This window comes from Actinomadura sp. ATCC 39365 (genome assembly GCF_054392275.1).
On record NZ_CP184335.1, the window covers coordinates 8,746,934 to 8,771,168 of the forward strand.

22 protein-coding genes and 1 pseudogene are annotated in these 24,235 nt (G+C 72.6%); 5 read left to right on the forward strand and 18 right to left on the reverse strand.

The features are described from left to right. Window positions 1-10: 10 nt before the first annotated feature. The 10 genes from ftsW to mraZ form a co-directional block, all read right to left on the reverse strand. Window positions 11-1,324 carry a putative lipid II flippase FtsW gene (gene ftsW, locus ACNF49_RS42230; RefSeq protein ID WP_482941258.1) on the reverse strand — a complete coding sequence of 438 codons (1,314 nt, stop codon included), beginning with the start codon at window positions 1,322-1,324 and terminating at the stop codon, window positions 11-13. After that, window positions 1,314-2,684 carry a UDP-N-acetylmuramoyl-L-alanine--D-glutamate ligase gene (murD, locus tag ACNF49_RS42235; RefSeq protein ID WP_482941259.1) on the reverse strand — a complete coding sequence of 457 codons (1,371 nt, stop codon included), beginning with the start codon at window positions 2,682-2,684 and terminating at the stop codon, window positions 1,314-1,316. Before murD ends, ftsW begins: the two co-directional genes overlap by 11 nt. Further along, window positions 2,681-3,739 (reverse strand): phospho-N-acetylmuramoyl-pentapeptide-transferase, encoded by a 1,059-nt coding sequence (gene mraY / locus ACNF49_RS42240; RefSeq protein ID WP_352325068.1) that lies wholly within the window; start codon window positions 3,737-3,739, stop codon window positions 2,681-2,683. The genes murD and mraY overlap by 4 nt, the downstream gene beginning before the upstream one ends. Next, window positions 3,736-5,166, reverse strand: a complete 1,431-nt coding sequence (locus ACNF49_RS42245) for a UDP-N-acetylmuramoyl-tripeptide--D-alanyl-D-alanine ligase (protein ID WP_357968043.1) — start codon at window positions 5,164-5,166, stop codon at window positions 3,736-3,738. Before ACNF49_RS42245 ends, mraY begins: the two co-directional genes overlap by 4 nt. After that, window positions 5,163-6,695 (reverse strand): UDP-N-acetylmuramoyl-L-alanyl-D-glutamate--2,6-diaminopimelate ligase, encoded by a 1,533-nt coding sequence (locus ACNF49_RS42250; protein WP_357968498.1) that lies wholly within the window; start codon window positions 6,693-6,695, stop codon window positions 5,163-5,165. The genes ACNF49_RS42245 and ACNF49_RS42250 overlap by 4 nt, the downstream gene beginning before the upstream one ends. A gap of 40 nt (window positions 6,696-6,735) precedes the next feature. Then, complete coding sequence (locus tag ACNF49_RS42255) at window positions 6,736-8,466, reverse strand: peptidoglycan D,D-transpeptidase FtsI family protein (protein ID WP_482941260.1); 1,731 nt, start codon at window positions 8,464-8,466, stop codon at window positions 6,736-6,738. Continuing rightward, window positions 8,421-9,377, reverse strand: a complete 957-nt coding sequence (locus ACNF49_RS42260; protein ID WP_482941261.1) for a hypothetical protein — start codon at window positions 9,375-9,377, stop codon at window positions 8,421-8,423. Before ACNF49_RS42260 ends, ACNF49_RS42255 begins: the two co-directional genes overlap by 46 nt. Next, complete coding sequence (gene ftsL, locus ACNF49_RS42265) at window positions 9,374-9,865, reverse strand: cell division protein FtsL (protein WP_357968039.1); 492 nt, start codon at window positions 9,863-9,865, stop codon at window positions 9,374-9,376. The genes ACNF49_RS42260 and ftsL overlap by 4 nt, the downstream gene beginning before the upstream one ends. Next, a complete protein-coding gene (rsmH, locus tag ACNF49_RS42270; protein WP_482941262.1) occupies window positions 9,855-10,820 on the reverse strand; it encodes a 16S rRNA (cytosine(1402)-N(4))-methyltransferase RsmH in 966 nt (321 codons plus the stop codon). Before rsmH ends, ftsL begins: the two co-directional genes overlap by 11 nt. Window positions 10,821-11,038: 218 nt before the next feature. Further along, the gene (gene mraZ, locus ACNF49_RS42275; protein WP_352326976.1) at window positions 11,039-11,470 is read right to left on the reverse strand and encodes a division/cell wall cluster transcriptional repressor MraZ; all 432 of its coding nucleotides are present in this window, start codon (window positions 11,468-11,470) and stop codon (window positions 11,039-11,041) included. 465 nt (window positions 11,471-11,935) lie between these two features. On the opposite strand from mraZ, the pseudogene ACNF49_RS42280 reads away from it, so the two are divergent. The 4 genes and pseudogenes from ACNF49_RS42280 (at window position 11,936) to ACNF49_RS42295 (ending at window position 16,593) form a co-directional block, all read left to right on the forward strand. Next, a pseudogene (locus tag ACNF49_RS42280) lies at window positions 11,936-12,912 on the forward strand (AAA family ATPase). Further along, window positions 12,909-14,171 carry a DUF58 domain-containing protein gene (locus tag ACNF49_RS42285; protein WP_357968033.1) on the forward strand — a complete coding sequence of 421 codons (1,263 nt, stop codon included), beginning with the start codon at window positions 12,909-12,911 and terminating at the stop codon, window positions 14,169-14,171. The pseudogene ACNF49_RS42280 and the gene ACNF49_RS42285 overlap by 4 nt, the downstream one beginning before the upstream one ends. Beyond that, window positions 14,168-14,368, forward strand: coding sequence for a hypothetical protein (locus ACNF49_RS42290; protein WP_482941263.1), 201 nt, complete (start codon window positions 14,168-14,170; stop codon window positions 14,366-14,368). Before ACNF49_RS42285 ends, ACNF49_RS42290 begins: the two co-directional genes overlap by 4 nt. Further along, complete coding sequence (locus tag ACNF49_RS42295) at window positions 14,353-16,593, forward strand: transglutaminase TgpA family protein (RefSeq protein ID WP_482941264.1); 2,241 nt, start codon at window positions 14,353-14,355, stop codon at window positions 16,591-16,593. The genes ACNF49_RS42290 and ACNF49_RS42295 overlap by 16 nt, the downstream gene beginning before the upstream one ends. 93 nt (window positions 16,594-16,686) lie before the next feature. On the opposite strand, the gene ACNF49_RS42300 is transcribed toward ACNF49_RS42295, so the two are convergent. The 8 genes from ACNF49_RS42300 to ACNF49_RS42335 all read right to left on the reverse strand — a co-directional run bounded on the left by ACNF49_RS42300 (window position 16,687) and on the right by ACNF49_RS42335 (window position 23,752). Continuing rightward, window positions 16,687-17,082, reverse strand: a complete 396-nt coding sequence (locus ACNF49_RS42300) for an SCO2097 family morphological protein (protein WP_357968029.1) — start codon at window positions 17,080-17,082, stop codon at window positions 16,687-16,689. Window positions 17,083-17,322: 240 nt separating this feature from the next. Next, complete coding sequence (gene dinB / locus ACNF49_RS42305; protein ID WP_357968026.1) at window positions 17,323-18,564, reverse strand: DNA polymerase IV; 1,242 nt, start codon at window positions 18,562-18,564, stop codon at window positions 17,323-17,325. A 32-nt stretch (window positions 18,565-18,596) separates the two neighbouring features. Continuing rightward, window positions 18,597-19,352: a methyltransferase domain-containing protein gene (locus tag ACNF49_RS42310; protein WP_357968023.1), complete on the reverse strand. Its 756-nt coding sequence runs from the start codon at window positions 19,350-19,352 to the stop codon at window positions 18,597-18,599. A 94-nt stretch (window positions 19,353-19,446) separates the two neighbouring features. Further along, on the reverse strand, window positions 19,447-19,785 hold the full coding sequence (locus ACNF49_RS42315) for an MmcQ/YjbR family DNA-binding protein (protein ID WP_482941265.1): 339 nt from the start codon (window positions 19,783-19,785) through the stop codon (window positions 19,447-19,449). A gap of 212 nt (window positions 19,786-19,997) precedes the next feature. Next, a complete protein-coding gene (gene nusB / locus ACNF49_RS42320) occupies window positions 19,998-20,408 on the reverse strand; it encodes a transcription antitermination factor NusB (RefSeq protein ID WP_357968019.1) in 411 nt (136 codons plus the stop codon). A 1-nt stretch (window position 20,409) separates the two neighbouring features. Next, window positions 20,410-20,970 carry an elongation factor P gene (gene efp, locus ACNF49_RS42325; RefSeq protein WP_352326968.1) on the reverse strand — a complete coding sequence of 187 codons (561 nt, stop codon included), beginning with the start codon at window positions 20,968-20,970 and terminating at the stop codon, window positions 20,410-20,412. Between the two features lie 25 nt (window positions 20,971-20,995). After that, on the reverse strand, window positions 20,996-22,090 hold the full coding sequence (locus ACNF49_RS42330; protein ID WP_482941266.1) for a M24 family metallopeptidase: 1,095 nt from the start codon (window positions 22,088-22,090) through the stop codon (window positions 20,996-20,998). Between the two features lie 120 nt (window positions 22,091-22,210). After that, entirely contained in the window at window positions 22,211-23,752 is a 1,542-nt protein-coding gene (locus ACNF49_RS42335) for a serine/threonine-protein kinase (RefSeq protein WP_482941267.1), read from the reverse strand. A gap of 326 nt (window positions 23,753-24,078) precedes the next feature. On the opposite strand from ACNF49_RS42335, the gene ACNF49_RS42340 reads away from it, so the two are divergent. Then, window positions 24,079-24,225, forward strand: a complete 147-nt coding sequence (locus ACNF49_RS42340; RefSeq protein ID WP_482941268.1) for a helix-turn-helix domain-containing protein — start codon at window positions 24,079-24,081, stop codon at window positions 24,223-24,225. Window positions 24,226-24,235: the final 10 nt, after the last annotated feature.

Here is a 24,235-nt window from a genome sequence, read left to right on the forward strand (position 1 = left end):
CGGTCACTCCCTAACGTCTCACTCGGCCTCTGGACGTACCCCCCAGGCCAAGCCAGCTTAGGCCCCGTGCGGCGGGTCCGGGGCCACGCGCGGCCAAGGCTTCGCGCGCGCCGGGCTCGCGCTTGGCGAACGACAGCAGGATGCCCAGCGCCGCGAGCGTGGGGAGCAGGGACGATCCGCCGTAGGAGACCAGCGGCAGCGGGATGCCGGTGATGGGCAGGACGCCGAGCACGGCGCCCATGTTGACGGTCGCCTGCCCGACGATCCAGGCCACCATGGCGGCCGCGGCCAGACGGACGAAGCCGTCGTTCACCCGGACCGCGACCCGCAGCCCCGCGTAGCCGAGCAGGCCGAACAGCGCCACCACCATCAGCGTGCCCATCAGCCCCAGCTCCTCGCCGAGGATGGCGAAGATGAAGTCGCTCTCGCCGTGGGGCAGCCAGCTCCACTTCTGGCGGCTGCTGCCCAGCCCGAGGCCGAACCAGCCGCCCGAGCCCATCGCGATCTGCCCCTGCACGGCCTGGTAGCCGGCGCCCTGGGCGTCGGCCCACGGGTCGAGGAAGGCCCCGATGCGCGCCATCCGGTACGGCTCCACCTTGATCATGATGACCGCGGCCAGCACCGCCAGGGCCAGGATGCCGCCGAACAGCTTGATCGGCGCCCCCACCACCCACAGCAGCGCGAGGAAGATCATGAAGAGCACGAGGGTGGTGCCGAGGTCGCGGCCGAGCAGGACCATGACGACCAGGATCGCAGTGCCGGGCATGAGCGGGATCAGCATCTGCCGCCACTCGATCCGGCCCTGCCTGGCCCGCCTGGCCAGCAGGTCGGCCCCCCACAGCACGAGCGCCAGCTTGGCCGGCTCGGACGGCTGGAGGGTGAACGGGCCGAGGTAGATCCACCGCTGCGCGCCCAGCTCGGACTCGCCGATGAACAGCACCATGACCAGCGCCAGCACCGCCAGCGCCATGAGCGGGTAGCCCGCCCAGCGGAAGAACTTCGGCGGCAGGCGCGAGCAGGCGTACATCACGGGCACGCCGACGCCGGCCGACAGCGACTGCTTGATGAACCACGAGAACGGGTTGCCGGTCTTCTGCTGGGCCTCGATCGCGGAGGCCGACAGCACCATCATGAGCCCGAGCGCGAGCAGCAGCGCGCTGCACATGATGATCAGGTAGTAGGTCGTCAGCGGCTTGTCGAGCAGTTCCTTCAGCACGGCGCGCTGCTCGCGGACCCAGCTCGCCGGGCCCTCCTGGGCCTTCGACCGCGTCTTGGGCTTGTCCGCGGCCGGACGCGCGCCGGCGGTGCCGGTGCTACTGCTCACGCCGCCGCCTCAGCTCGTGGACGGCACGCGCGAAGGCCTCCCCTCGTGCCGGGTAGCCGGGGAACATGTCGAGCGAGGCGCCCGCTGGGGAGAGCAGCACGGTGTCCCCGGGCGAGGCCAGGCGCGCGGCTTCGGTGACGACGGTGTCCATCACACCAGTGTCTTGGCCCGGGATGTCCACGACGGGGACATTCGGCGCGTGTCGCGCGAGTGCTTCGGCGATCGCCGCGCGGTCGGCGCCCAGCAGCACCGCGCCACGCAGCCGGGGCGCGGCCCGCCGGACCAGGTCGTCGACGTCGGCGCCCTTGAGCTGACCGCCCGCCACCCACACGATCGACGGGTAGGCGCTCAGCGCGGCCGCGGCGGCGTGCGGGTTGGTGGCCTTGGAGTCGTCGACGTAGTCGACGTCGCTGACCCGGTCGACGTGGGACAGGCGGTGGGGGTCGGGCTTGAAGGCGCGCAGGCCCAGCCGTACGGCCTCGGACGGCACGCCGAGCGAACGGGCCAGGGCGGCGGCGGCCAGGGCGTTGGCCACGTTGTGGGGGGCCAGGGGCCGGATGTCGGCGAACGTGGCCAGCTCTTCGGCCGCCTCGACCGGGTCGGCCACGAACGCCCGGTCGACCAGCAGGTCTTCGACCACGCCGATCTGGCCGCTGCGCGGCGCCCGCAGCGTGAAGCCGACGGCGCCCTCGTAGGGCTCGGCCAGGCGGGCGCACTCGGGGTCGTCGGCGTTGTAGATCACGGTGCCGGCGCGTTCGTAGATGCGGCCCTTGGCGGCGGCGTACTCGGCCATGGAGCCGTGCCAGTCGAGGTGGTCGGGGGCGATGTTCAGGATCGCCGCGGCGTGCGGGGCCAGGGTGCTGGACCAGTGGAGCTGGAAGCTGGACAGCTCGACGGCCAGGGCGTCGTACGGCTCGGCGACGGCGCGGACGACCGGGACGCCCACGTTCCCCACGGCCAGGGCGTCGAGCCCGGCGGCCTGGAGGATCGAGGTGAGCATGCGCACGGCCGTGGTCTTGCCGTTGGTGCCGGTCAGCGCGAGCCAGGGGGCGGCGTGCGGCGGGCGCAGCCGCCAGGCCAGCTCCACCTCGCCGACGACCTCGACGCCGGCCGCCAGCGCGGCGGCGACCAGCGGGTGGTGCGGGGCCCAGCCGGTGGTGACGAGCCTGGTCGCGCCCTCGGGCAGCACCATCTCGCCGAACCTGGTCTCGACCCCGGCACGGGCCAGCTCGGCCGCGGCGGCGAGCTGCCGCTCCCCCTCCACGGCCTCCACGACCACGACCCGCTCGCCGCGTCCGGCCAGCGCCCTGGCCACCGCGGTGCCGGAGACGCCGAGCCCGGCCACGCACGTCAACGTCATGGCTTGGGCATCCACTCGACGTAGAACAGCCCGAGCCCGAGCGCCGCGCAGAGCCCGGCGATCAGCCAGAACCGCACCACGATCGTGGTCTCGGCCCAGCCCTTCAGCTCGAAGTGGTGCTGCAGCGGCGCCATCCTGAACACCCGTTTGCCGGTCATCTTGAAGAACCCGACCTGGATGATGACGGACGCCGTGATGATCACGCACAGGCCGGCCAGGATGATCAGCAGGAGCTGCGTACGGGTGGCGATGGCCAGGCCGGCCAGCACGCCGCCCAGGGCCAGCGAGCCGGTGTCGCCCATGAAGATCTTCGCCGGCGGGGCGTTCCACCACAGGAACCCGACCAGCGCCCCCAGCACGGCCGCGGCCACCACCGACAGGTCGAGCGGGTCGCGCACCCAGTAGCAGTTGGGCCCGAGCTGGTCGATGCAGTTGTTGCGGAGCTGCCAGTTGCCGATCAGCACGTACGCGCCGAGCACGACGCCGGTCGCGCCGCTGGCCAGGCCGTCGAGGCCGTCGGTGAGGTTCACGGCGTTGGAGAACCCGACGATCATGAACAGCACCCAGATGGTGAAGCCGACGATGCCGATCGAGGGGCCGATGTCGCGCAGGAACGACAGCCGGGTCTCGGCGGGGGTGATGCCGTAGACGTTGGGCTGGCGGGTGATCAGCACGGCGAACACGGCGCCGACGACGAGCTGGCCGAGGGCCTTGGCGCCGCTGCGCAGGCCCAGGCTGCGCTGCTTGTAGATCTTGATGAAGTCGTCGAGGAAGCCGACCGCGCCGAGGCCGGTCATCAGGAACAGCACGAGCATGCCCGACACCGTCGGCGGCGACAGCGTGGCCAGGTGGGAGCCGCCGTAGGCGAGCAGCGCGGCCAGCACGAAGACGATGCCGCCCATGGTGGGGGTGCCGCGCTTGCCCAGGTGGGCCTGGACACCCTCCTCGCGGATCTCCTGGCCGTAGCCGCGCCGCGAGAAAAGCCTGATCGCCAAGGGGGTCCCCAGCATCGACAGGACCAGGCCCACCGCGCCGGCGATGACGATGTTGATCACTGAGCGGCACCTCCGAGAAGGAGCTCCGCCGTGCGTTCCAGGCCCATCGCGCGGGGGCCCTTGACGAGCACCGCGTCGCCGGGGCGCAGCAGGCCGGCCAGTGCGGCCGCCGCTGCCTCGGCATCAGGGACGTGTACGATCCGGGTCATCTGGGGAGCATATGGCCCTCCGCCACCTGGCGGTCCCGCGGCGGCCGAGGCCGCCTCGTTCGCGCCCTCCAGCACCGGGCCCGCGTCGGGGCCGACGACGACCAGGCCCGTCAGGCCGGAACCGCCCGCCAGCCGCCCCAGCTCGGCGTTGAGCGCCGCGCTCTCCTCGCCCAGCTCGCGCAGCGCCGCGATGACCGCGAACCGCCGCCGCTCCTGCCCCATCACGCCGAACATGTCGAACGCGGCCCGCATCGAGTCGGGGTTGGCGTTGTAGGCGTCGTTGACCACCGTGACGCCGTCGGGCCGGTCGGTGACCTCCATGCGCCAGCGGCTGCGCGGCGTGGCCTCCGACAGCTCCTCGGCGATCGTGGCGACCGGCAGGCCCAGCTCGTAGGCCGCGGCTGCGGCGGCCAGGGCGTTCTCCACGGCGTGCGCGCCGTAGAGCTGGAGCGTGACCGGCGCGGCCCCGGACGGGGTGCGCAACGTGAACGAGGCCCGCCCGCGCCCGTCGACCGTCTCCTGCTCGGCCCTGATGGCCGCGCCCTCGCCGCGCCCGAAGTACGTGACGCGCGCGTCGGTGCGCGAGGCCATCTGCGACACCAGCGGGTCGTCGGCGTTGAGCACCGCCACCCCGGTGCGCGGCAGCGCCTCCACCAGCTCGCCCTTGGCCTTGGCGATGGCCTCCTTGCCGCCGAACACGCCGAGGTGCGCGGTGCCGACGTTGAGCACCACGCCGATCGTGGGCGGCGCGATGCGGGTGAGGTCCTTGATGTGGCCGATGTTGCGGGCGGCCAGTTCGAGCACCATGAACCGGGTGTCGACGTCGGCGCGCAGCACGGTCAGCGGGTGGCCGAGCTCGTTGTTGAAGCTGCCCACGGGCGCGATGGTCGGGCCCATCCGGCCGGCCAGCCTGGCCAGCAGGTCTTTGGTGCTGGTCTTGCCCGCCGAGCCGGTCACGCCGATCACGGTGGCCTGCGGCAGCGCGGCGGTCTGCGCGGCGGCCAGCTCGGCCAGCGCGACCGCGGCGTCGGGGACGATCACCGCCGGCGCGTCGACCGGCCTGGAGGCCAGGACGGCGACCGCGCCGGCCCGGATCGCCTGCGCGGCGTAGTCGTGGCCGTCGACCCGCTCGCCGGCAAGGGCGACGAACAGCGATCCCGGCTCCACCGCGCGTGAGTCGATCACTACGGGCCCGCGCACCACGGCGCGGGGGTCTGCCATGCCCGACAGGGCGCCCGAGGTTATCTCGGCGATCCTGGCCAGCGGCAACGGGATCATCGGTGCTTCCTGCTTTCCTTGCGTGCGTCGATCGCTTCGGCGACCACTTCACGGTCGTCGAACGGGATCACTTCGCCTGAGACGTACTGGCCCTGCTCGTGACCCTTGCCCGCGACGACGATCACGTCGCCGCGGCCGGCCCGGCCGACGGCCAGGTCGATCGCGGCCGCACGGTCGGGCTCAATGATCACATGGGCGCGGTCGCGGGGCGGAACGCCGAGCGCTCCCTCCATCATCGCGGCCAGGATGGCGAGCGGATCCTCCGAGCGCGGGTTGTCGTTGGTGAAAATCGCCACATCGGCCAGCCGGGCGGCGATCTCGCCCATGATCGGGCGTTTGCCGGTGTCGCGGTCGCCGCCGCAGCCCAGGACGATCGTCAGCGTGCCCGCGGTCACCTCCCGCAGCGAGCGCAGCACCGACTCCACGGCGCCCGGCTTGTGGGAGTAGTCCACGAGCGCCTGGAACTCCTCCTCGGCGGAGGTGATGCGCTGCATGCGCCCGGGCACTCCGGTGAGGCTGCCCACGCCGTGCACGGCGGTCTGGAGCGGCACCCCCGACTCCACCAGGCAGACGATCGCGCCGAGCGCGTTGGCGACGTTGAAGGGGCCGGGCAGCGAGATCTGCGCGTCGGCCTCGACCCCGCCGGGGCCGGCCACCCGGAACGCGCTGCCGTCGGCGCCGAGCCGGACCTCCAGCGCCCGCCACTCCGCCTCCGGGTCGCCGAGCGCCGAGAACGTGGTCATCGGCACCTTGGCCCGGTGCAGCAGCTCCCGGCCGTGCGGGTCGTCGATGTTGGTCACGCCGACGCGGCTCAGCTCGGGCTGGAACAGCCTGACCTTGGTGGCGAAGTAGTCCTCGAAGTCCTTGTGGAAGTCGAGGTGGTCCTGGGAGAGGTTGGTGAACAGCGCGACGTCGTAGAAGATGCCGTCGACCCGGCCGAGCGCCAGCGCGTGGCTGGAGACCTCCATGGTGGCCGCGGTGACCCCCTGCTCGCGCATCAGCGCGAACAGGGCGTGCAGCTGCGGGGCCTCCGGCGTGGTCAGCGTGGGCTCGAAGCGGAGGTCTCCGGCGGCGATCTCGACGCCGCCGACCAGGCCCGTCGTGTGGCCGGCCGCCCGGAGGCCGGCCTCCACCATGAAGGTGGTGGTGGACTTGCCGCTCGTGCCGGTCACCCCGATCACCTGGACGTCGTGGGCCGGCTGACCGTAGACCCAGGAGGAGACCTGCCCGAGCAGCGCGCGCGGGTCGGGCACGATCAGCACCGGCAGGCCGGTGGCCACGGCGGCCTCCCGCCCGGCCGGGTCGGTGAGGACGGCCACGGCTCCGCGCGCCATCGCCTCGGCGGCGAAGGTCGCGCCGTGCACGCGGTTGCCCGGCAGCGCCACGTAGAGATCGCCGCGCTGCACGGCGCGGGAATCGATGGTGACGCCGGTCAGGGCGGCATGGGGCGACCTCGACGTGCCGGAATCGGCGTCGAGCATGGTCGCGAGCCCGGTCAGCGGACGGGGCGGGCTGGTCTTGGGACGCATAGACGACGGGGGACGCACGGCGAGAGCGTACCTTCCCTGCTCACTGTCCCGCGCGCGTACGCACCGGCGGCGCGTCCGAGCCTGTGGGAGGAATCTTCCTGCTCTTGATGGCGAACGTCATCACATCCTTGAACACGGGGGCCGCGAGCTGGCCGCCGAAATGGCCGTTCTTGGGGTTCTGGAGCACCGAGAGCACCACCAGCCGGGGCGCGTCGGCGGGCGCGAACCCGACGAAGGAGGCCGTGTAACCGTCGTAGCGGCCCAGCTCGGCGTCGTAGCGGTCGGCCGTGCCGGTCTTGCCCGCCACCCGGTAGCCGGGGATGGCGGCCAGCGCGCCGGTGCCCTCGGCGCTCACCGCGGTCTCCAGCATCGTCGTGATCTCCTTGGCCGTCGTCTCGCTCACCACTCTGGTCTGCCTGCCCGCGGGAGCCGGGACGAATCTGCCGTTCGCGTCGGTGGTGCCCGCCACGATCTGCGGATCGACGCGGACGCCGCCGTTGGCGATGGTCTGGTAGACGCTGGCCGTCTGCAGGGCGGTCACCGACACGCCCTGGCCGTAGGCGACCGTGCAGCTCTGGCTGCCCGACCAGTTCTTGTAGTTGGGCAGCAGGCCCGCCTCGGCGTTGGGCACGCCGCCCGCCGGGGTGGTGCCGAACCCGAACGCCCTGAGCATCGCGTACAGGCGCTCGCTGCCCACCTTGCGGGCGGCCATGATCGTGGCCACGTTGCTGGACTGGGCCATGGCCTGCCGGAAGGTCATCGCCTCGGGCTTGTGGGCGTGGGCGTCGCGCAGCACCCGGTCGGCGCACCTGATGTTGTCGGGCACCTGGAACACCGTGTCGGGGGTGACCTCCTTGGCCTCCAGCGCGGCGGCGGCGGTGATCACCTTGTTGGTGCTGCCGGGCTCGAACACGTCCGCGGCGGCCTTGTTGACGTAGGAGGACGCGGGGGCCCTGCGCCAGTTGCCCAGGTCGAGCTCGGGCGCGTTGGCCATGGCGATGATCTGGGCGGTCCTGACGTCCATGACGATGACCGCGCCGCTGCTCGCGCCCGACTCGCGTACCTGGTCGGCGACCGCCTTCTGGGCGGCCCACTGGATGTCGCGGTCGATCGTGAGCCGTACGTCCTGGCCGTTGACGGGCGCGGTGCGCTCGCTGCTGGTCATGGGGATGCGCAGGCCGTCGCGGCCGGTCTCGACCCGCTGCTTGCCGTCGCGGCCGGCCAGGATCGTGTTCCTGGCCTGCTCCATGCCGCCCAGGCCGTTGCCCTCGTCGCCGACGAAGCCGATGAGGCTGCCGGCCAGGTCGCCGGCCGGGTAGTCGCGGCGGTAGGTCTTCTTCGCGCTGAGCGCGGGCACGCGGGCCTGCAGCAGGCGGGTGGCCACGACCGGGTCGACGTCTCTGGCCAGGAGCTGGTAGCGGCTGCCGGTCCTGGACAGCTTGGCGGTCATCTCCTCCACGGGCTTGCCGAGCTGCCTGGCCAGGATCGCGGCCACGTTGGCGCGGGCGGCCTCGGGGACCTTGGAGGGGTCGATGGACACCTCGCGGGCCTCCGACGTACGGGCCAGCGCGTTGCCGTTGACGTCGGTGATCGTGCCGCGCTTGGCGGGGATCTCCTCGACGTGCTGGCGCTGGCCGACGGCGGCGGCCTCGTAGACCTTGGAGTCGAGGCCCTGCATCTGGATCAGCCGGCCGGCGAAGATCGACAGGATGAACGTCATGCCGATCAGGCCGATGTTGATGCGCCGGCGCGGGCTGCCCAGGCGCAGCACCAGCGGGGGCCGCGGCGGCCGCGGCGGGGTGGGCGGGCGGCGCGGGCCCCTGGGGGCGGCACGTCCGCGCCCCGGCGCAACATGCCGCGCTCCCGCCCGCGCGCCTGGTCCAGCCCGGAGGCGCGCGCCTGGCCGGAGGCAGGACCGCGGGTCTGGCCGGGCCTGGCGCCGCGCCCCTGATCGGGCCGGGAGCCCCGGCTCTGGCCCGGCCCTGAGCCGGGCCGCGCCTGCTCGGACCGCGAGCCGCGCGCCGGGTCCGGCCGGGAGCCGCGCCCCTGGTCGGGACCGGGACCGTCGCCGCGACGGCGCGGGCCCTCCTGCGGCGCCCTGTCCCGGGCGCCGTCGTCGCGCCCCTGGGACGCGCGCCCGCGTGCCCGGTCGCTCTCGTCCCGCCCCTGGGCAGCACGGCCACGCGGACGGTCGCCGCCGTCGCGGCTCTGCGGGGTGCGCCCGCGCGGGCGGTCGTCGTCGTCGCGCCCCTGGGAGGCGGGGCGGCCGCGGGAGTCGTCGCGGGGACGGCGGCGGGGCCCGTCGCCCGGATCGCGGCGCGAGCGTGTGCCCTCGTCGTCGTCGCGCGGCCGCGCGCGGTCGCCGTCGTCGCGGCGCTGCCGGCCGCGGGAGCCGCCCGCGGAGTCGCGTCGGGCGCTGCCGCGCGCGTCGTCGCCGGGGTCCTGGGGCCGCCGGCCCCTCAGGTCGTCGTCGAACGGCAGGTCGAACGGGTCGGGCGGACGCTTGCGCGGCGGGTCGTCCGGCGACGGCGGGCGGCCCGCCCCCTCAGAACGGGCAGAGCCCCCTCGCCCTGCCCGCCCCGGACCGCCCGGCGTACGACGAGCGGCGCCGGGCCCTCCAGGAGAGCCGGCGCCGCCAGCGCCGCGGCCGGGACCCTGTCCCCTGCCGCCTGAATCCCTCACCGCTCCGGGACCGCCTGAGCAGTCGGGTCGCCCGCGTTGTAGGGCCGCAGGCTCTTGTCCAGGTGGTCGCCCTGCGCCTCGGCACGATCGGCGAGGTTCTGGGGCTGCATCTTGCTGTCGAGCTTCTGCTGGAGCGCTTCCTTCTCCTGCCGGGCCACCGCGATCTCGTCGCGCAGCTTGGCGTCGGTGATGGCGTCGCGGTTGAGCATGATGTTGAGCAGCAGCAGGCTCACCAGGCCGCCGCACATCAACCCGACGACGAGCAGCACGAACGGCGCCCGCTGCCGCTTGGTCGAGGGTCGCCGCGCGGCGGGACGGCGCGCGGGCGCGGCGCTCTCGCCGGGACGCGCGTCGGCCGGCCGCCGGCCGTCGGTGTCAGGACGGGGCCGCGGCTTGGTCTGGTGAGAGACGCCCGGCCTGCGCGTGCCCGGCTTGGGCATGGCGCGGCGGACGGGCGCGACCCGGCCGGTCTCCTGCTCAATCGTCAACGCGGATCCTCTCTGCCGCCCGTAGCCGGGCCGAGGCCGCCCGCGGGTTGCGGGCGAGCTCTTCATCGCTGGGGAGCTCGGCTCCCCTCGTCAGCAGGCGGAACCTCGGCTGGTGTGCCGGTAGCGGGACGGGCAGCCCTGGCGGGCTGGTGTCCTTGGTTCGCGCCGTGAGGGCCTGCTTGGTGAGCCGGTCCTCAAGGGAGTGGTAGGAGAGCACGACGACCCGCCCACCCAGCGCCAGCGCGTCGAGCGCCGCGGGCAGCGCCGCCTCCAGGGCGGACAGCTCCGCGTTGACCTCGATGCGCAGCGCCTGGAAAGTCCTCTTGGCGGGGTTGCCGCCGGTGCGCCTGGTCGCCGCGGGGATCGCGTCGCGCACGATGTCGGCGAGTCTCTTGGTGGAGGTGATGGGCTCCTTGGCGCGTTCCTTGACGATAAGCCCCGCGACCCTCGGCGCGAAACGTTCCTCGCCGTAGTCGCGCAGGATTCGTGCCAGGTCGGCGGCCGGATAGGTGTTGACCACCCGCTCGGCCGTCAGCTCCTGCTCGGTGTCCATGCGCATGTCGAGCGGGGCGTCGTAGGAGTAGGCGAAGCCGCGCTCGGCCTCGTCGAGCTGCGGCGAGGAGACGCCGAGGTCGAACAGCACGCCGTGGACCGTGGGATGCCCGGCCTCGTCGACGATCTGGGCCAGGTCGCCGGAGGAGGCGTGGACCAGGGTGGTGCGGCCCGCGTAGGGGGCGAGCCTGCGGGTGGAGAAGTCGATCGCGAACGGGTCGCGGTCGATCCCGATGAGGTGCAGGGAGGGGAAGGCGGCGAGCAGGGCCTCGGAGTGGCCGCCGAGCCCGAGGTTGGCGTCGACGACGACCGGCTCCGGCCCCGACAGCGCCGGGCCCAGCAGCTCCAGTACGCGCTCGAGCATCACCGGAACGTGACCGCCCGTGCCTGCGTTGTCGTCCATCTCCAACCCCCCTCTCGCGTCCTGCTCGCGGATGACGCGTATCGATCAATCGTCAGTCATTCCTGGGTCCCCACCCGGCGCCGCCCGGCCAGGTCCCCATCCGCACCCTCTTCGTGGACGCCCGCCCTCTGACACCGGGGAAGGTGCATCAGTTGGCAGGCAGTGGTTGCGGGTGGAGACCTCGCCGAACGACATCACCGACGGATCGACCGTGGTCACTACAAGATCCCTGGCAGCACCTCCTCCGACAGATCGGCGAACGCCTGCTCCTGCGCGTTGAGATAGGTGTCCCAAGCCTGCGAGTCCCAGATCTCCAGGCGGGTGTTGGCCCCGATGACGACGCAGTCACGCTCCAGGCCGGCGTACTGGCGCAGGCTCTGCGGGATTGTGACGCGTCCCTGCTTGTCTGGTTTCTCGTCGGACGCGCTGGCGAAGAAGACGCGGCTGTAGTCACGCACCGCCTTGGCGGTGACCGGGGCGGTGCTGAGAGCCTCGGTTATGCGCTGGAACTCCTCTACTGGAAAGACGTAGAGGCATCGCTCCTGGCCTTTGGTGATCACAAGACCCTCCGCCAGCTCCTCACGGTACTTAGCCGGCAGGAACAGCCGTCCCTTGTCGTCAAGACGCGGTTGATGGGTGCCGAGGAACATCGGCGCCACCTCCCGTGCCTCAGCGAAGCGCTCAGCGCTGGTGCACCGGGCCCTCCACTGCGCACCACCATACTCCACTTCTCCCCACCGTCAACTGATTCGAACCGTCTTCATCGTCAGTTTCCGTTGCGTTACCGCAGGTCAGCGGGGTGGAGCGGGGGTGGGGGGCGCCGGGGGCGGGCCAACCCTCATGGGCGTGTCGAGGGTTCAAAAGACTGGCGATATAGGGGCTCCCGGCGGGCGCGAAGGCGGGGGTGGAGGAAAGTGGGGCGGCCGAGGGGGTCAGTGTCACGGGATTCGCACTGCTATGCGACAAGAACAGGAACATCAGCGGGGTTCCCTGGAATATCCACAAATGTCGCTCAAGAACCCGCAGCGTCGTAGGGTCGTACAGACAATGGAAAAGGAATGGCATGGCTCCCGTAATGGCACCGTGCGGGACAGCCGTCGCACTATGGAGGCCTGGTGGCACTAACCCATGACGTCCCTCCCCAGCTTGACGAGCTGGTCTCCACCGCCCACCGAATCCGGCAGGCCATCGAGTCGGTGATCGAGGGAAAGAGCGACGCCGTCCGGCTCACGCTGACCGTCCTGCTCGCCGAGGGCCACCTTTTGATCGAGGACGTGCCGGGGGTCGGCAAGACGATGCTCGCCAAGGCGCTGGCGCGGTCCATCGACTGCCCGGTGCGCCGCGTGCAGTTCACGCCCGACCTGTTGCCCAGTGACATCACCGGGGTAAGCGCCTACAACCAGCAGACGCGTGAGTTCGAGTTCAAGCCCGGACCGGTGTTCGCCAACATCGTGGTGGGCGACGAGATCAACCGCGCCTCCCCCAAGACACAGTCGGCGTTGCTGGAGTGCATGGAGGAGCACCAGGTCACCGTGGACGGCGTGACGTACCCCCTGGACGCCCCCTTCATGGTGATCGCCACCCAGAACCCCATCGAGATGGAGGGCACCTACCCCCTCCCCGAGGCCCAGCGCGACCGGTTCACCGCCAGGGTCGCCATGGGCTACCCGGAGCCGACGGCCGAGCTGGAGATGCTCGACGTGCACGGCAGCACCTCGCCGCTGGACAAGCTGGAGCCGGTCGCCACGACCGCCGAGGTGCGTGCCCTGATCGAGGCCGTGCGCGGCGTGTACGTCTCGCAGCCGGTCAAGAAGTACGCCATCGACCTCGTCGTGGCCACCCGCCACTCCCCCGACCTGCGGCTGGGCGCCTCCCCCGGTCCACGCTGCAGCTCGTCCGCGCGGCCAGGGCGCACGCGGCGCTGGCCGGACGCGACTACGTCATCCCCGACGACCTGCAGGACCTGGCCGTGCCCGTGCTGGCGCACCGGCTGCTGCCCAGCGTCGAGGCCCAGGGCCAGCGCCGTCTGCCCGAGCAGGTGGTGACCGACCTCGTCAGGCGTGTGCCGGTGCCGGAGACGCGAGCGTCGTGAGGGCCGGACTGCGGGCGCTGACCTCCCGCGGCAGGTCGTTCCTGGCCTCGGGGATCGCGGCGCTGCTGATGGCGCTGATCCTGGGCGAGAACGACCTGTTCAGGATCGGCGTGCTGGTCACGGCGCTGCCGCTGCTGGCCGCGCTGGTGGTGGCACGTACCAGGTACCGGCTGAGCTGCGCGCGGAGGCTGGACCCGCCCAGGGCGGAGGTGGGCGGGGAGGCCACGGTGACGTTGCGCCTGGAGAACGTGACCAGGCTGCCGACCGGGCTGCTGCTGATCGAGGACACCGTGCCGTACGCGCTGGGCGTGCGGCCGCGGTTCGTGCTCGACCGGGTCGAGTCCAAGGGGGTGCGTGAGATCGACTACCGGGTCCGGTCCGACCTGCGCGGCAGGTACACGATCGGGCCGCTGTCGGTGCGCATCGCCGACCCGTTCGGGCTGGTGGAGCTGACGCGGGCGTTCACGATCAGCGACACGCTCGTGGTGACGCCGCAGGTGGTGGCGTTACCGCACGTACGGCTGTCGGGCGAGTGGACGGGCGGCGGCGACAGCCGCACCCGGAGCGTGGCCGCGGCCGGCGACGACGACGTGGCGCCGCGCGAGTACCGGCAGGGCGACGACCTGCGCCGGGTGCACTGGCGCTCGACCGCCCGGTACGGCGAGCTGATGGTGCGCCGCGAGGAGCAGCAGTGGCAGAGCCGCGGCGCGCTCCTGCTGGACACCCGCAGGCACGCCCACCGCGGCGAGGGCCCGCGCTCCTCCTTCGAGGTGGCGGTCTCGGCCGCGGCCTCGATCGGCGTGCACCTCGCCCACGAGGGCCTGGGCCTGCGGCTGGTGACCGACCAGGGCGCCGAGCACCTGACCGACCAGGGGCTCAGCTACTCGCTGCTGGACACGCTCGCCGTGGTGCGGCACAGCTCGGCCCGCTCGCTGGAGATGGGCGTCTCGGCCCTGCGCCAGGGCGGCGGCGACGGCCTGATCGTGGCCGTGCTCGGCGCGCTCGACCCCGAGGAGGCCAGGGAGCTGGCCAGGCTGCGGCACAGCGGCGTCACCGGCGTCGCGGTCCTGCTCGACGCCGGCACCTGGGAGGGCGCCGGCCGGGGCTCGCACGAGAACTTCGACGCCGTGCAGGGCGTCCTGGCCGGTTACGGCTGGCGGATCGTCCGCCTGCCCGCCGGCACCTCCATCGCCTCGGTCTGGCCGGACGCCGCCAACCGCGGCAGGTACGCGCTCAACCCCACGGGAGGTGCGGCATGAGGCTGACGGCCGCCTCGGGTGTGGCCGCGTTCGCCGCGGCGATCCTGCTCTATCCGCTCTTCCAGGGCGGCGCCTGGTTCTGGACGTCGCTCGGCGCGGTGCTGGCCGTGATGGCCGCCGGGCTGATCGGCTCCCGCCTGTCGCTGCCCGCCTGGGCCGCCCCCTGGCCGGGCTGGCCGCGTTGTGGATCTTCCTGACCGTGGTCTTCGCCTCCGGCAAGGCGTGGGCGCTGGTGATCCCGACCAAGGAGTCGGTGTGGGAGCTGGGCCGGCTGCTGGGCGTCGGCTGGGCCGACATCCAGCGTTACGCCGCGCCCGTGCCGTCCACGGACGGCATCACGCTGCTGACCGCGGGCGGCGTGGGCGTCATCGCGATCGCCGTGGACCTGCTCGCCGCGCGGCTGCGGCGGGCGGCGCTGGCCGGGCTGCCGCTGCTGGCGCTGGCCACGGTCCCGGCGACGATTCTGGCCGAGCCGATCAGCTGGCCCGCCTTCATCATCGCCGCGCTCGGCTTCGTCAGCCTGCTGATCGCCGACGGGCGCGAGCGGGTGGGCCACTGGGGACGGGCGGTGCTCGTCCGCCGGACCAGGGTGGCGACCGGGCCGCGGCCGGAGACCGGCGGGGCCAGGGCCGACACCAGCGGCCTGCGGCTGTCGGGCAAGCGCATCGGGTTCGCCGCCATCGCGCTGGCCGTGCTGCTGCCCGCGGCGCTGCCGGTGATGGAGCCGGTCTCCTTCTTCCAGTTCGGCGTGGGCGGCCGGGGCGGCGGCAAGGGCAACTCGATCAGCATCGCGAGCCCGATCGCCAGCCTGCGCGGGCAGCTCGAACTGCCCGAGCGGCGCGTGGTGCTCACCTACAACAACAACGACAACAAGCCCAGGTACCTGCGGATCTACGCGCTGGACACCTTCGACGGCCAGCAGTTCGGCATGACCGAGCCGAAGGGCTCGCCGGACAACAGGACGGAGAACGGCCCGCTGCCGCCGCCTCCCGGGCTGAGCGCGAGCACGAAGGTCGGCAACGTCGTCACCACGATCCGGATGAGCGACGAGATCGAGCGGCTGCAGTTCCTGCCGCTGCCGTACCCGCCGCGGCAGATCCGGGTGGACGGCGACTGGCGCGCCGACGTGGGCACGCTGATGGTCTTCTCCATCCCCGACGAGGCGGCCGGCCTGGAGTACGAGGTCGCCACCAGCGAGCCGGCCGCCACGCCGGAGCTGCTGGAGTCGCTGGAGGGCGTCCAGCCGAGCGTGGACCGGCGGTACCTGAAGCTGCCGGACAACCTGCCGCCGGAGATCGTCCGGCTGGCGCGTTCGCTGACCGCGCAGACCAACTCCAACTACGAGGCGGCGGTGAAGCTCCAGCAGTTCTTCACCAAGGACGGCGACTTCCGCTACGACCTGCGGACGCAGGGGCACGGCAACTCCGCGCTGCGGGACTTCCTGCTGCGCGATCGTACGGGCTACTGCGAGCAGTTCGCGGCCTCGATGGCGGTGCTGGCCAGGATCGTCGGCATCCCGTCGCGGGTGGCGATCGGCTACACCGGCGGCACGAAGGTCGGCGACAACTGGACGGTCACGACCGGTGACTCGCACTCCTGGCCCGAGCTGTACTTCGAGGGCGTGGGCTGGCTGCCGTTCGAGCCGACGCCGTCGGGGACGCTGGGACAGGGCAGCGCGCGGGTGCCGGACTACACGGTTCCCCCGGCGCCTTCGACGACGCCGTCCACCTCGCCGAGCAGCGGCGCGACCGAGTCCGGCGCCGACGACCCGATCAACCCCTCCACCCGGCGCAACCCGCGCGAGCTCGACCGTGAGGGCCTGATCGCCACGGGCGGCCTGCCGCCGGACGACTCGATGCCGCTGATCGGCAAGATCGGCATCGGCGCGGGCGCGCTGCTGCTGCTCCTGCTGGTCCCGGCGGCGCTGCGGCTGCTCACCAGGAACCGGCGGGTGCGCGCGCTGGGCTGGAAGGTCTCGCGACCGGCCGACGACCTGACGGCCAGGATCGCGACCGCCCACCACCCGTCGATCGCGGCCGTGTGGGCCGAGCTGGACGACGTGCTGTGCGACTACGGCATGGCCCGCGGCGCCAGCGAGACCCCGAGGGCGCTGGCCAGACGGCTGAGCCGGCAGTACGAGTTCGACGCCGAGTCGGCGGCCGCCATGACGGCCATCGCGACGACGGTCGAGCGGGTGCTGTTCGCCAGGGACCCGGGCACGATCGGGCCCATGAAGAAGGACCTGCGCAAGGTGCGGCAGGCCCTGGCGGCGACGGTGTCGCGGGGAAGGCGGATGCGGGCGGTGCTGCTGCCGCCCTCGACGCTGCGGCGGCTGCGGACGCTGGGCGAGCGCCTGCTGGACGGCTTCGACCTGCTGGAGAACATCAGGCTGCGGCGGACGGCGGCCCACAAGGGCGCCTGAGCCGCCCGCCCAGGACCGAGCGTGCGGTCGCTCCCCGGAAGGGGAACGGCCGCACGTTCGCGTATGGCGGGAGGTTCGGCGCCGGGGAGGAGGTCAGCGCTCGTCGTGACGACGGCGCCAGCGCTCTTCCATGCGCTCCATGAAGGTGCCCCGGTTGGCGCGCCGGACCTGCCTGCCCGCGCCGCCCGCGCCCGGAGCCGGCGGCGAGTCGCCGAATCCGTTCATGCGCTTCCAGCTGGACAGACCCCACAGACACGCGGCGAGCATGACCACGAAACCGCCGACGCCGAGCGGGATCTGACTCATGACCACGCCGACCATCATGATCACGACGCCGAGGGCAAAGCCGATGGAGGCTTTGATCAGGCGACGCTTGTAATGGCTGCGCGGGTCACTGATCCTTACGGTGTTGGCCCACTTCGGGTCCTCGGCGTAGAGGGCCTGCTCGATCTGGTCGAGCAAGCGCTGCTCGTGCTCAGAGAGCGGCACGGCGCCTCCCAAGGACAGCCCCAGGACGGGGAAGACGGCAACGGACGACACGGGGTGTCCGAACCTCGCGGTCGGTTATCCCCAGAATACGAGGCTGTAGACGTAGGCGAAAGCAAACGTCCAACGCAGACCAAACCGGAGGTGACGTCATGGCTCCATTGTGGACCATCTCGCACCCCTTCCCCCAAAATCGCGACATCCTTCTCCTACCCGACTGACCGATCAAGTAGGACATGGGCGTCATGTCTCTATTTCATCAAGCTTGCCACGTACCAGCGACGCTGGGAGCACCGCATCGGGGCCAAATCTCCGGATCGCCTTGTCCATCGCCTGTTCGGCCTCGCGCCAGCCGGTCTCGCGCTCGCCCAGACCGAGCTGGTGGGTGGCCTCGCCGGCCGGGCGGAGGTTCTCCATCCGGACCCCGACCAGGCGCAGGCGCACCCGCTGGAGACCGGCGGCCTCGAACAGCTCGCAGGCGGTGGCGTAGATCACCTGGGCCACGTCGGTCGGCTCCCGCAGGGTGCGCGACCGGGTGATCGTGGTGAAATCGGCCCGGCGCAGCTTCACACTTACAGTTCTGCCCACGTGTCCGCCCTTACGCATCCGGGCCGCCACGCGCTCGGCCAGGCGCAGCAGCTCGCGCCGGATCACCTCGGGATCGTCGACGTCGGCCGCGAAGGTCTCCTCGTTGCCGATGCTCTTGTCGGGCACGTGCGCGGTCACCGGACGCTCGTCGCGCCCCCAGGCCAGCGTCGCCAGGTGGCCGCCGACGGCCTGCCCGAGCTCGCGCTGGAGCGTGTTCAGGGGCACCCTGGCCAGGTCGCCGACGGTGCGGATGCCGAGCCGTACGAGGGACTGCTCGGTGCGCTCCCCCACGCCCCACAACGCCGAGACCGGCAGCGGGTGGAGGAAGTCGACCACCTGCCCTTCGGGCACCACCAGCAGCCCGTCGGGCTTGCACTGCTTGGAGGCCAGCTTTGCCACGAATTTGCTGGAGGCCACCCCCACCGAGCAGGTGATGCCGTAGCGGTCGAGGACCTGCTCCCTGATCATGGCGGCGATCGCCGCGGGCGGGCCGAGCCGCCGCCGGGCGCCGCCGACGTCGAGGAACGCCTCGTCGGAGGCGATCGGCTCGACCAGCGGGGTGATCGAGTGGAAGATCTCCATGACGCCCCGGGAGACCTCGGAGTACTTGCCGTGGCTGGGCGGGATGATCGTGGCCTGCGGGCACATCCGGCGCGCCCTGCTCATCGGCATCGCCGAGTGCACGCCGAACGCCCTGGCCTCGTAGGTGGCGCTGAGCACCACGCCGCGCCCGGCCGGCGAGCCGACGATCACCGGGCGGCCCCGCAGCTCCGGCCGCTCCAGCAGCTCGACGCTGGCGAAGAAGGCGTCCATGTCGACGTGGAGAATCGGGCAGCCGCTGTCATCGACCCCGGTCCGCGGCGCGGGGCCGATGCCTGTGATCTGCTTGCGGGACACGCCTGCGAGTCTATCCGAACAGACGTTCCAGACTAGGGGCGGTGGCCGAGGATGTGCACCTGGGTGGCGATGTCCCGCAGCACAGGGTGGACGGCGGCGGCCTGCTCCAGCGCCGCGAGCGCGTCGGCCGCGCCCGGCTCGCCGTCGACGAGCCGGCTGGGCACCAGGTCGGCGAAGACCCGCACGCCGTGGACCGCGCCGACGGTGAAGCCCGTGGCGGTCAGCAGCTGCGCCAGGATCTCGGCGGTGAAACGCCGCGGCGTGGGGTCGCGGTCGCCCCACGTGCCACGCGGGTCGGCCAGCACGGCCCTGGCCTCGTCGAACTGCCCGGCCAGCGCCCGGTGGATCGCGCTGGCCACGGGGTTGGCGGCCAGCACGCTGACGGCGCCACCCGGGCGCAGCAGCCCGGCGACGGCGGCCAGCGCGCCGGTGGGGTCGTCGACGTACTCCAGGACGCTGTGGCACAGGACCAGGTCGGCGCTGTCGCGGTCGAGCAGGTCGCCGAGGTCGGCGGTGTCGCCCTGCAGGCCGCGCACGCCCACGCCCTTCTCCTTGGCCCGGCGCTCCAGCGCGGCCAGCGAGTCGGGGCTGGGGTCGACGACGGTGACGGTGTGGCCGAGCTCGGCCAGCGGCACGGCGAACCCGCCGGTGCCTCCGCCGGCGTCGACGATGTCGAGCCTGTCACGGCCGACGGCCTCGGCACGCTCGGCCAGCACCGATCGCAACGCGCCCCACACGACGGCGGTGCGCACCGCCGGGGTCTTCGTGGTGACGCCTTCTGCTCGCAACGTCGGCTCGCCTCTCTCTCCTCCGCGGGCGGCCCTCGCCCTGTGCGGACGGGCCCAGCCTACGCCGTACGCGCCGTCGCCCGCAGGCCGGACCCTAACCGTCGAAGGCCGCCGCCACCCTCTTCGGCGCCCGCAGCCGCCAGGCGTCGGTCAGCAGCTCGGCCAGCTCGCCGGCCGCCACGGCCGCCAGACGCACCAGCACCACGGCGTGCCCGTCGTAGTGGGGTGTGGAGAAGAACGTACCGGGGACGGCGGCGATCAGCTCGTGCTTGAGCTCCTCGCCGCCCACCGGCACGGCGAGCACGTCGCCCTCCTGCGTGATCCGGGCGAACCACCTGCCGCGCACGTAGAAGGCGGGCGTGCCGTACATGGGTTTCTCGGTGGTCTCGGGCAGCGCCAGGGCGAGGGCGCGCACCTCGTCTTCGGTCACCATGGACCGATGTTCACACAGAAAGGCGGACAAGGCCGGAAAAGGGCGCGTCGCGGCTGGTGACGCGCCACTTCTCCGGACCGGCTCACGGCCCCGCGGAACAGGCCGGGGCCGCACCGGAAGGCCGCGCGCCGGCGCGCCTTCCGCCGCCTCTTCGCGAGTCGTACGGACCGTGTGAGTGGAACGTACCCCGAAACGGCCTTCGCGGCCTTTGTCTAAAGGGTGAGGCTTGGCTTGAGTTGCTTGAACCGGGCCAGCAGGCCGTTGATGAACTGCGGCGACTCGTCGGTCGACAGCTCGCCCGCCAGGTGCACCCACTCGCTGATGACCACGCCCTCCGGCACGTCGGGCATCCACAGCAGCTCGTACGTGCCGCCGCGCAGCAGGTTGCGGTCGACCGCGGGCATGCGGTCGAGCGTCCAGCCCTCGGAGTAGGTGGTGATCAACTCGTCGATACGGGCATGGTGGCGGGCGACGCCCTCGACGATGGTCGAGGTGTACTCGTTGACCGGCGGCTCCTGCCGCTCGACGCGCTCGGCGAGGATCCTCAGCGGATCCTCCGAGCGCAGCTCGGCCTCGAAGAGGATGTCAAGGGCGCGCCTGCGTGCTTTGCCGCGTGCAGACACCTCAGGCCCGGCCGAGGTATTCGCCGCTGCGGGTGTCGACCTTGACCTTCTCGCCGGTGGTGATGAACAGCGGCACCTTGATCTCGGCGCCGGTCTCCAGCGTGGCGGGCTTGGTGCCGCCGGTGGAGCGGTCGCCCTGCAGGCCCGGCTCGGTGTTGGAGATCAGCAGCTCGACGGCGGCGGGCAGGTCGACGTAGAGCGCCGAGCCCTCGTTGAAGGCGATCGTGGCGAGGGTGTTCTCCAGCATGTAGTTGGCGGCGGTGCCGACGGTGCGGGCGGGCACGTTGACCATGTCGTAGGTCTCGGTGTCCATGAAGACGAAGTCGTCGCCGTCCTTGTAGGAGTACTGCATCTCGCGCTTGTCGACGTTGGCCACGTCGACCTTCACGCCGGCGTTGAAGGTCTTGTCGACGACCTTGCCGGAGAGGACGTTCTTGAGCTTGGTACGCACGAACGCGCCGCCCTTGCCCGGCTTGACGTGCTGGAACTCGACAACGCTCCAGAGCTCACCGCCCTCGAGCTTCAGCACCATGCCGTTCTTGAGGTCGTTGGTCGTCGCCACTCGTTCTCTCCCGCGTGTGGCCGCTCTAAAGGACGAGCAGCTCCTTGGTGGTCTTGGTGAAAAGTTCCGGCCCGCCCTCACGGGTCACGAGGGTGTCCTCGATGCGAACCCCGCCCCGCTCGGGGAGGTAGATCCCAGGCTCGACGGTGATCGGAACTCGATCCTCTAGTCTACCGGTCCTGGAGGGGCCCAGGAACGGGTCCTCGTGGATCTCCAGGCCGACGCCGTGGCCCAGGCCGTGCCGGAAGTGCTCGCCGTGGCCCGCCGCCTCGATCAGGCCGCGGGCGGCGGCGTCGACGTCCTTGGCCGCGGCCCCCGGGGCCAGGGCGTGCCGGCCGGCCCGCTGGGCGCGCCTGACCAGGTCGTACAGGTCGTGCTGCCACGCGGCGGGCGTGCCCAGGCAGACCGTCCTGGTCATGTCGGCGTGGTAGCCGTGGTAGCGGGCGCCGAAGTCCATCGTGACCAGGTCGCCGGCGCGCAGCTCGCGGTCGGTGGGGGCGTGGTGCGGGATCGCGCCGTTCTCGCCGGCGGCGACGATCGTGTCGAACGCCGGCTTGTCGGCGCCCAGCTCGGTCATGCGGTTGTCCAGGAGGCGGGCCAGGGCGCGTTCGGTGAGGCCCGGCGCGATCAGCGGGAGCACGTCGGCGAAGGCCTGGTCGGTCAGGGCGCAGGCGGTGCGGATGAGCTCCAGCTCCGCCTCGTCCTTGACCGCGCGCAGCTCCTCGACCACCGGGCCGAGCGGCACCAGGCCCCCGCCCTCGCCCTCGCCGCCTTCGCGCCCCTCGCCCTTGCCGCCCTCGCCCAGGCCCGCCTCCAGGCGGCGGAAGGTGGCCACGGTCATGGCGGCGGCCTCGATGCCCATGCCCGGCGCGGCCAGCCGGCCGGCCACGTCGGACGCCTCGACCGCGGGCACGTCGAGGGCGCGGGTCTTGTCGATGTAGCGGTTGTCGGTCGCCAGCAGCGCCGAGCCGTCCGCCCTGACCAGGACGGCCGCGTTCGAGCTGACCAGCCCGGTGAGGTAGCGGACGTTGACGGGGGAGGTGACGAGGAGCGCGGGGACCTCGTGGGCGGGCAGCGCGGCGGCCAGGCGTGCCCGGCGCGCCGCGTGGTCGATGGTCATCCCGCCAATGTACGCGCGCCCCACCCCCTCCCCCACCCCCGGTCAGGGAGGGGAAAGTGCGCGCCGTCCCCCCGCGTCGCGTCTCCCTCCCCCGCGCCGGTCAGGAGAGGGCGAAGTCGTTCAGGAAGGAGGCGAGCGGGCCCGACAGGGGGCGTCGCCCTTCGCCTGGGCGTTGCGCAGGTCCTGGTAGACGCCGGCGATCTGGCCGCGGGCGGGCTCGAAATGGCCGTCCTGGAGCTTCTTGGCGGCCTTCCTGAGCTTGTCGTGGACCTTCTCGGCGACGCGGGGGTTGATGTCGCCGATGTCCTCCTGGGCCGTCACCGCCTCGTCGAACTTCACCAGCCAGTGGTCCCAGCCGCCCGCCGGGGTCTGCCCCCGGCCCAGGGTCACCTTGGGGCCGACGGTCTGGACCAGGCCGGTGGGCGTGTCGCCCGGGGTGAGGTCGGTGGGACTGGCCTCGGTGAGTCCGGGGGTCGGGCCGGCGGTCAACGTGGCGTCCGGGGACAGGACGGGCGTGGGGGGCGTACTGGCGCTCGGCTCGGCCACCGGGGTCTCCTTGCGGGAGCCGGCCCACAACACCATGGCGACGGTCACCACCGCGATGACCGCGACGGCGATCCCCATCTGGATCAGCAGCTTGTTGCCGGTACGCGGCGGCGCCGGGTCCAGCTCGGCCGACTCGTAGACGGCGGTGTCGCCGGCCCGCGGAACTCCGTTGAAGTCGTAGACCCGCGTGTCGCCCGGCCGGCCCGCTGGAGCTCCGGCGGGGTTCGCGGCGGTGGGGTTCGGGGCCGTGGGGGCCGCTCCCGGAGCCGCGCCGGGCCGGGCGATGGCGGCCAGTGCCCGGCGGACGGGCTCGCCGCCCGAGGGCCGCCTGGCGGGGTCGGGCGCGAGCATCGTGAGGACGAGCCGGTCCAGCTCGGCGGGGATCTCGGGCCGGATCGCGCTGGGCGGGACGACCCCCTGCCCGGCGCCCGCACTTCCGGGGGCCTCGGCTCCAGGGGCCCCGGCTTCGGGGGACGCAGCGGAGGGCGGCGGGGTGGCGCGCATGCCGGTTACCGGAATGTCAGGGGTGGCGGCCGGCGGGCGGCCGCAGAGGAGCTCGTAGCAGACGGCGCCGAGGGCGTACAGGTCGGCGGCGGCCGTGGCGGGACGGCCGGAGGCCCGCTCAGGGGCGAGGTAGCGGCGTTCGGCCTGGGACGGCTCCTCGTCCGGCAGCCCGAACCCGACGACCTTCAGCACGCCGCTGGCAGCCCGCCGGAAGCTGCCGGAGTCGATCTGCCCGTGGAACACCCCGGCGCGGTGCGCGGCGTCCAGCCCCGCGGCCGCCTGGCCGACCAGGTCGCACACCTCGACGATCGGCATGGGCCCCTCGGCCGCCAGGTCCTCCCCCACGCTGGTCCCGGTGAGGAACTCGGTCACCAGGAAGGGGGCGCCCTCCTGGTCGCCCACGTCGAGGACCATGGCCACGTTGGGGTGGATCACCCTGGCCACCGCCTGGGCGTGCTGCTTCAGCGCCTCCCTGGCGGCCTCGCCGGCCGCGCCGGCGCCCAGGATCTTCACGGCCACGACCCAGTCGGCGCGGGTGTCGTAGGCCCGCCACACCTCACCCATCGGACCGCTGCCGATGAGCTCGTCAAGCCGGTACCGGTCGGCGACCATCGAAGGCGTAGCGTCGGACATATCCCCGCCAAAAACTCGAAAAGTGGGCTATTTCCGACCCACCATAGGGCCCTCCAGCCCCTCCCCGCCCCATGATCCACACTTCGCACCGCCGCGGGCGCCACCGTCCTGATCGCCGTGTTCGGCACGGCCAACGGCGTGCTCGCGCCGTACACCGTGGTCCGCGCGTTGCGCAGGGCTCGGTCGGGTGACCGGGCGCTGTTCTCCGCGGTGACGGCCGGGCACCTGCGGCGGCCGGGCTGGATCCTGATCGCCGGTTCGCTCGTGTCGGCCGGGCTCGGCACGGCGGCGCAGGCCGCCGGGGCGTGGCCCGGCTCGACGAGGTCGAGATCACCGTCGTCAACCTGTCGATACGCAAGAACGGCCACGCCAAGGCCATCCGCTTCGCCACGCTGACCCGACTGTGCGAGGCCCTGGGCTGTCAGCCCGGGGACCTGCTCACCTACGGCTGAGGGCGGGTGG

Excerpts from the sequence above, each read along its gene's own strand:
- ACNF49_RS42330 (WP_482941266.1), bottom strand. The coding sequence starts at position 22,090 with ATGACCATCGACCACGCGGCGCGCCGGGCACGCCTGGCCGCCGCGCTG.
- ACNF49_RS42315 (WP_482941265.1), bottom strand. The coding sequence starts at position 19,785 with ATGGTGACCGAAGACGAGGTGCGCGCCCTCGCCCTGGCGCTGCCCGAG.
- mraZ (WP_352326976.1), bottom strand. The coding sequence starts at position 11,470 with ATGTTCCTCGGCACCCATCAACCGCGTCTTGACGACAAGGGACGGCTG.
- rsmH (WP_482941262.1), bottom strand. The coding sequence starts at position 10,820 with ATGGACGACAACGCAGGCACGGGCGGTCACGTTCCGGTGATGCTCGAG.
- ACNF49_RS42250 (WP_357968498.1), bottom strand. The coding sequence starts at position 6,695 with ATGCGTCCCAAGACCAGCCCGCCCCGTCCGCTGACCGGGCTCGCGACC.
- ACNF49_RS42290 (WP_482941263.1), top strand. The coding sequence starts at position 14,168 with ATGAGGCTGACGGCCGCCTCGGGTGTGGCCGCGTTCGCCGCGGCGATC.
- ACNF49_RS42245 (WP_357968043.1), bottom strand. The coding sequence starts at position 5,166 with ATGATCCCGTTGCCGCTGGCCAGGATCGCCGAGATAACCTCGGGCGCC.
- ACNF49_RS42335 (WP_482941267.1), bottom strand. The coding sequence starts at position 23,752 with ATGGTCGCCGACCGGTACCGGCTTGACGAGCTCATCGGCAGCGGTCCG.
- murD (WP_482941259.1), bottom strand. The coding sequence starts at position 2,684 with ATGACGTTGACGTGCGTGGCCGGGCTCGGCGTCTCCGGCACCGCGGTG.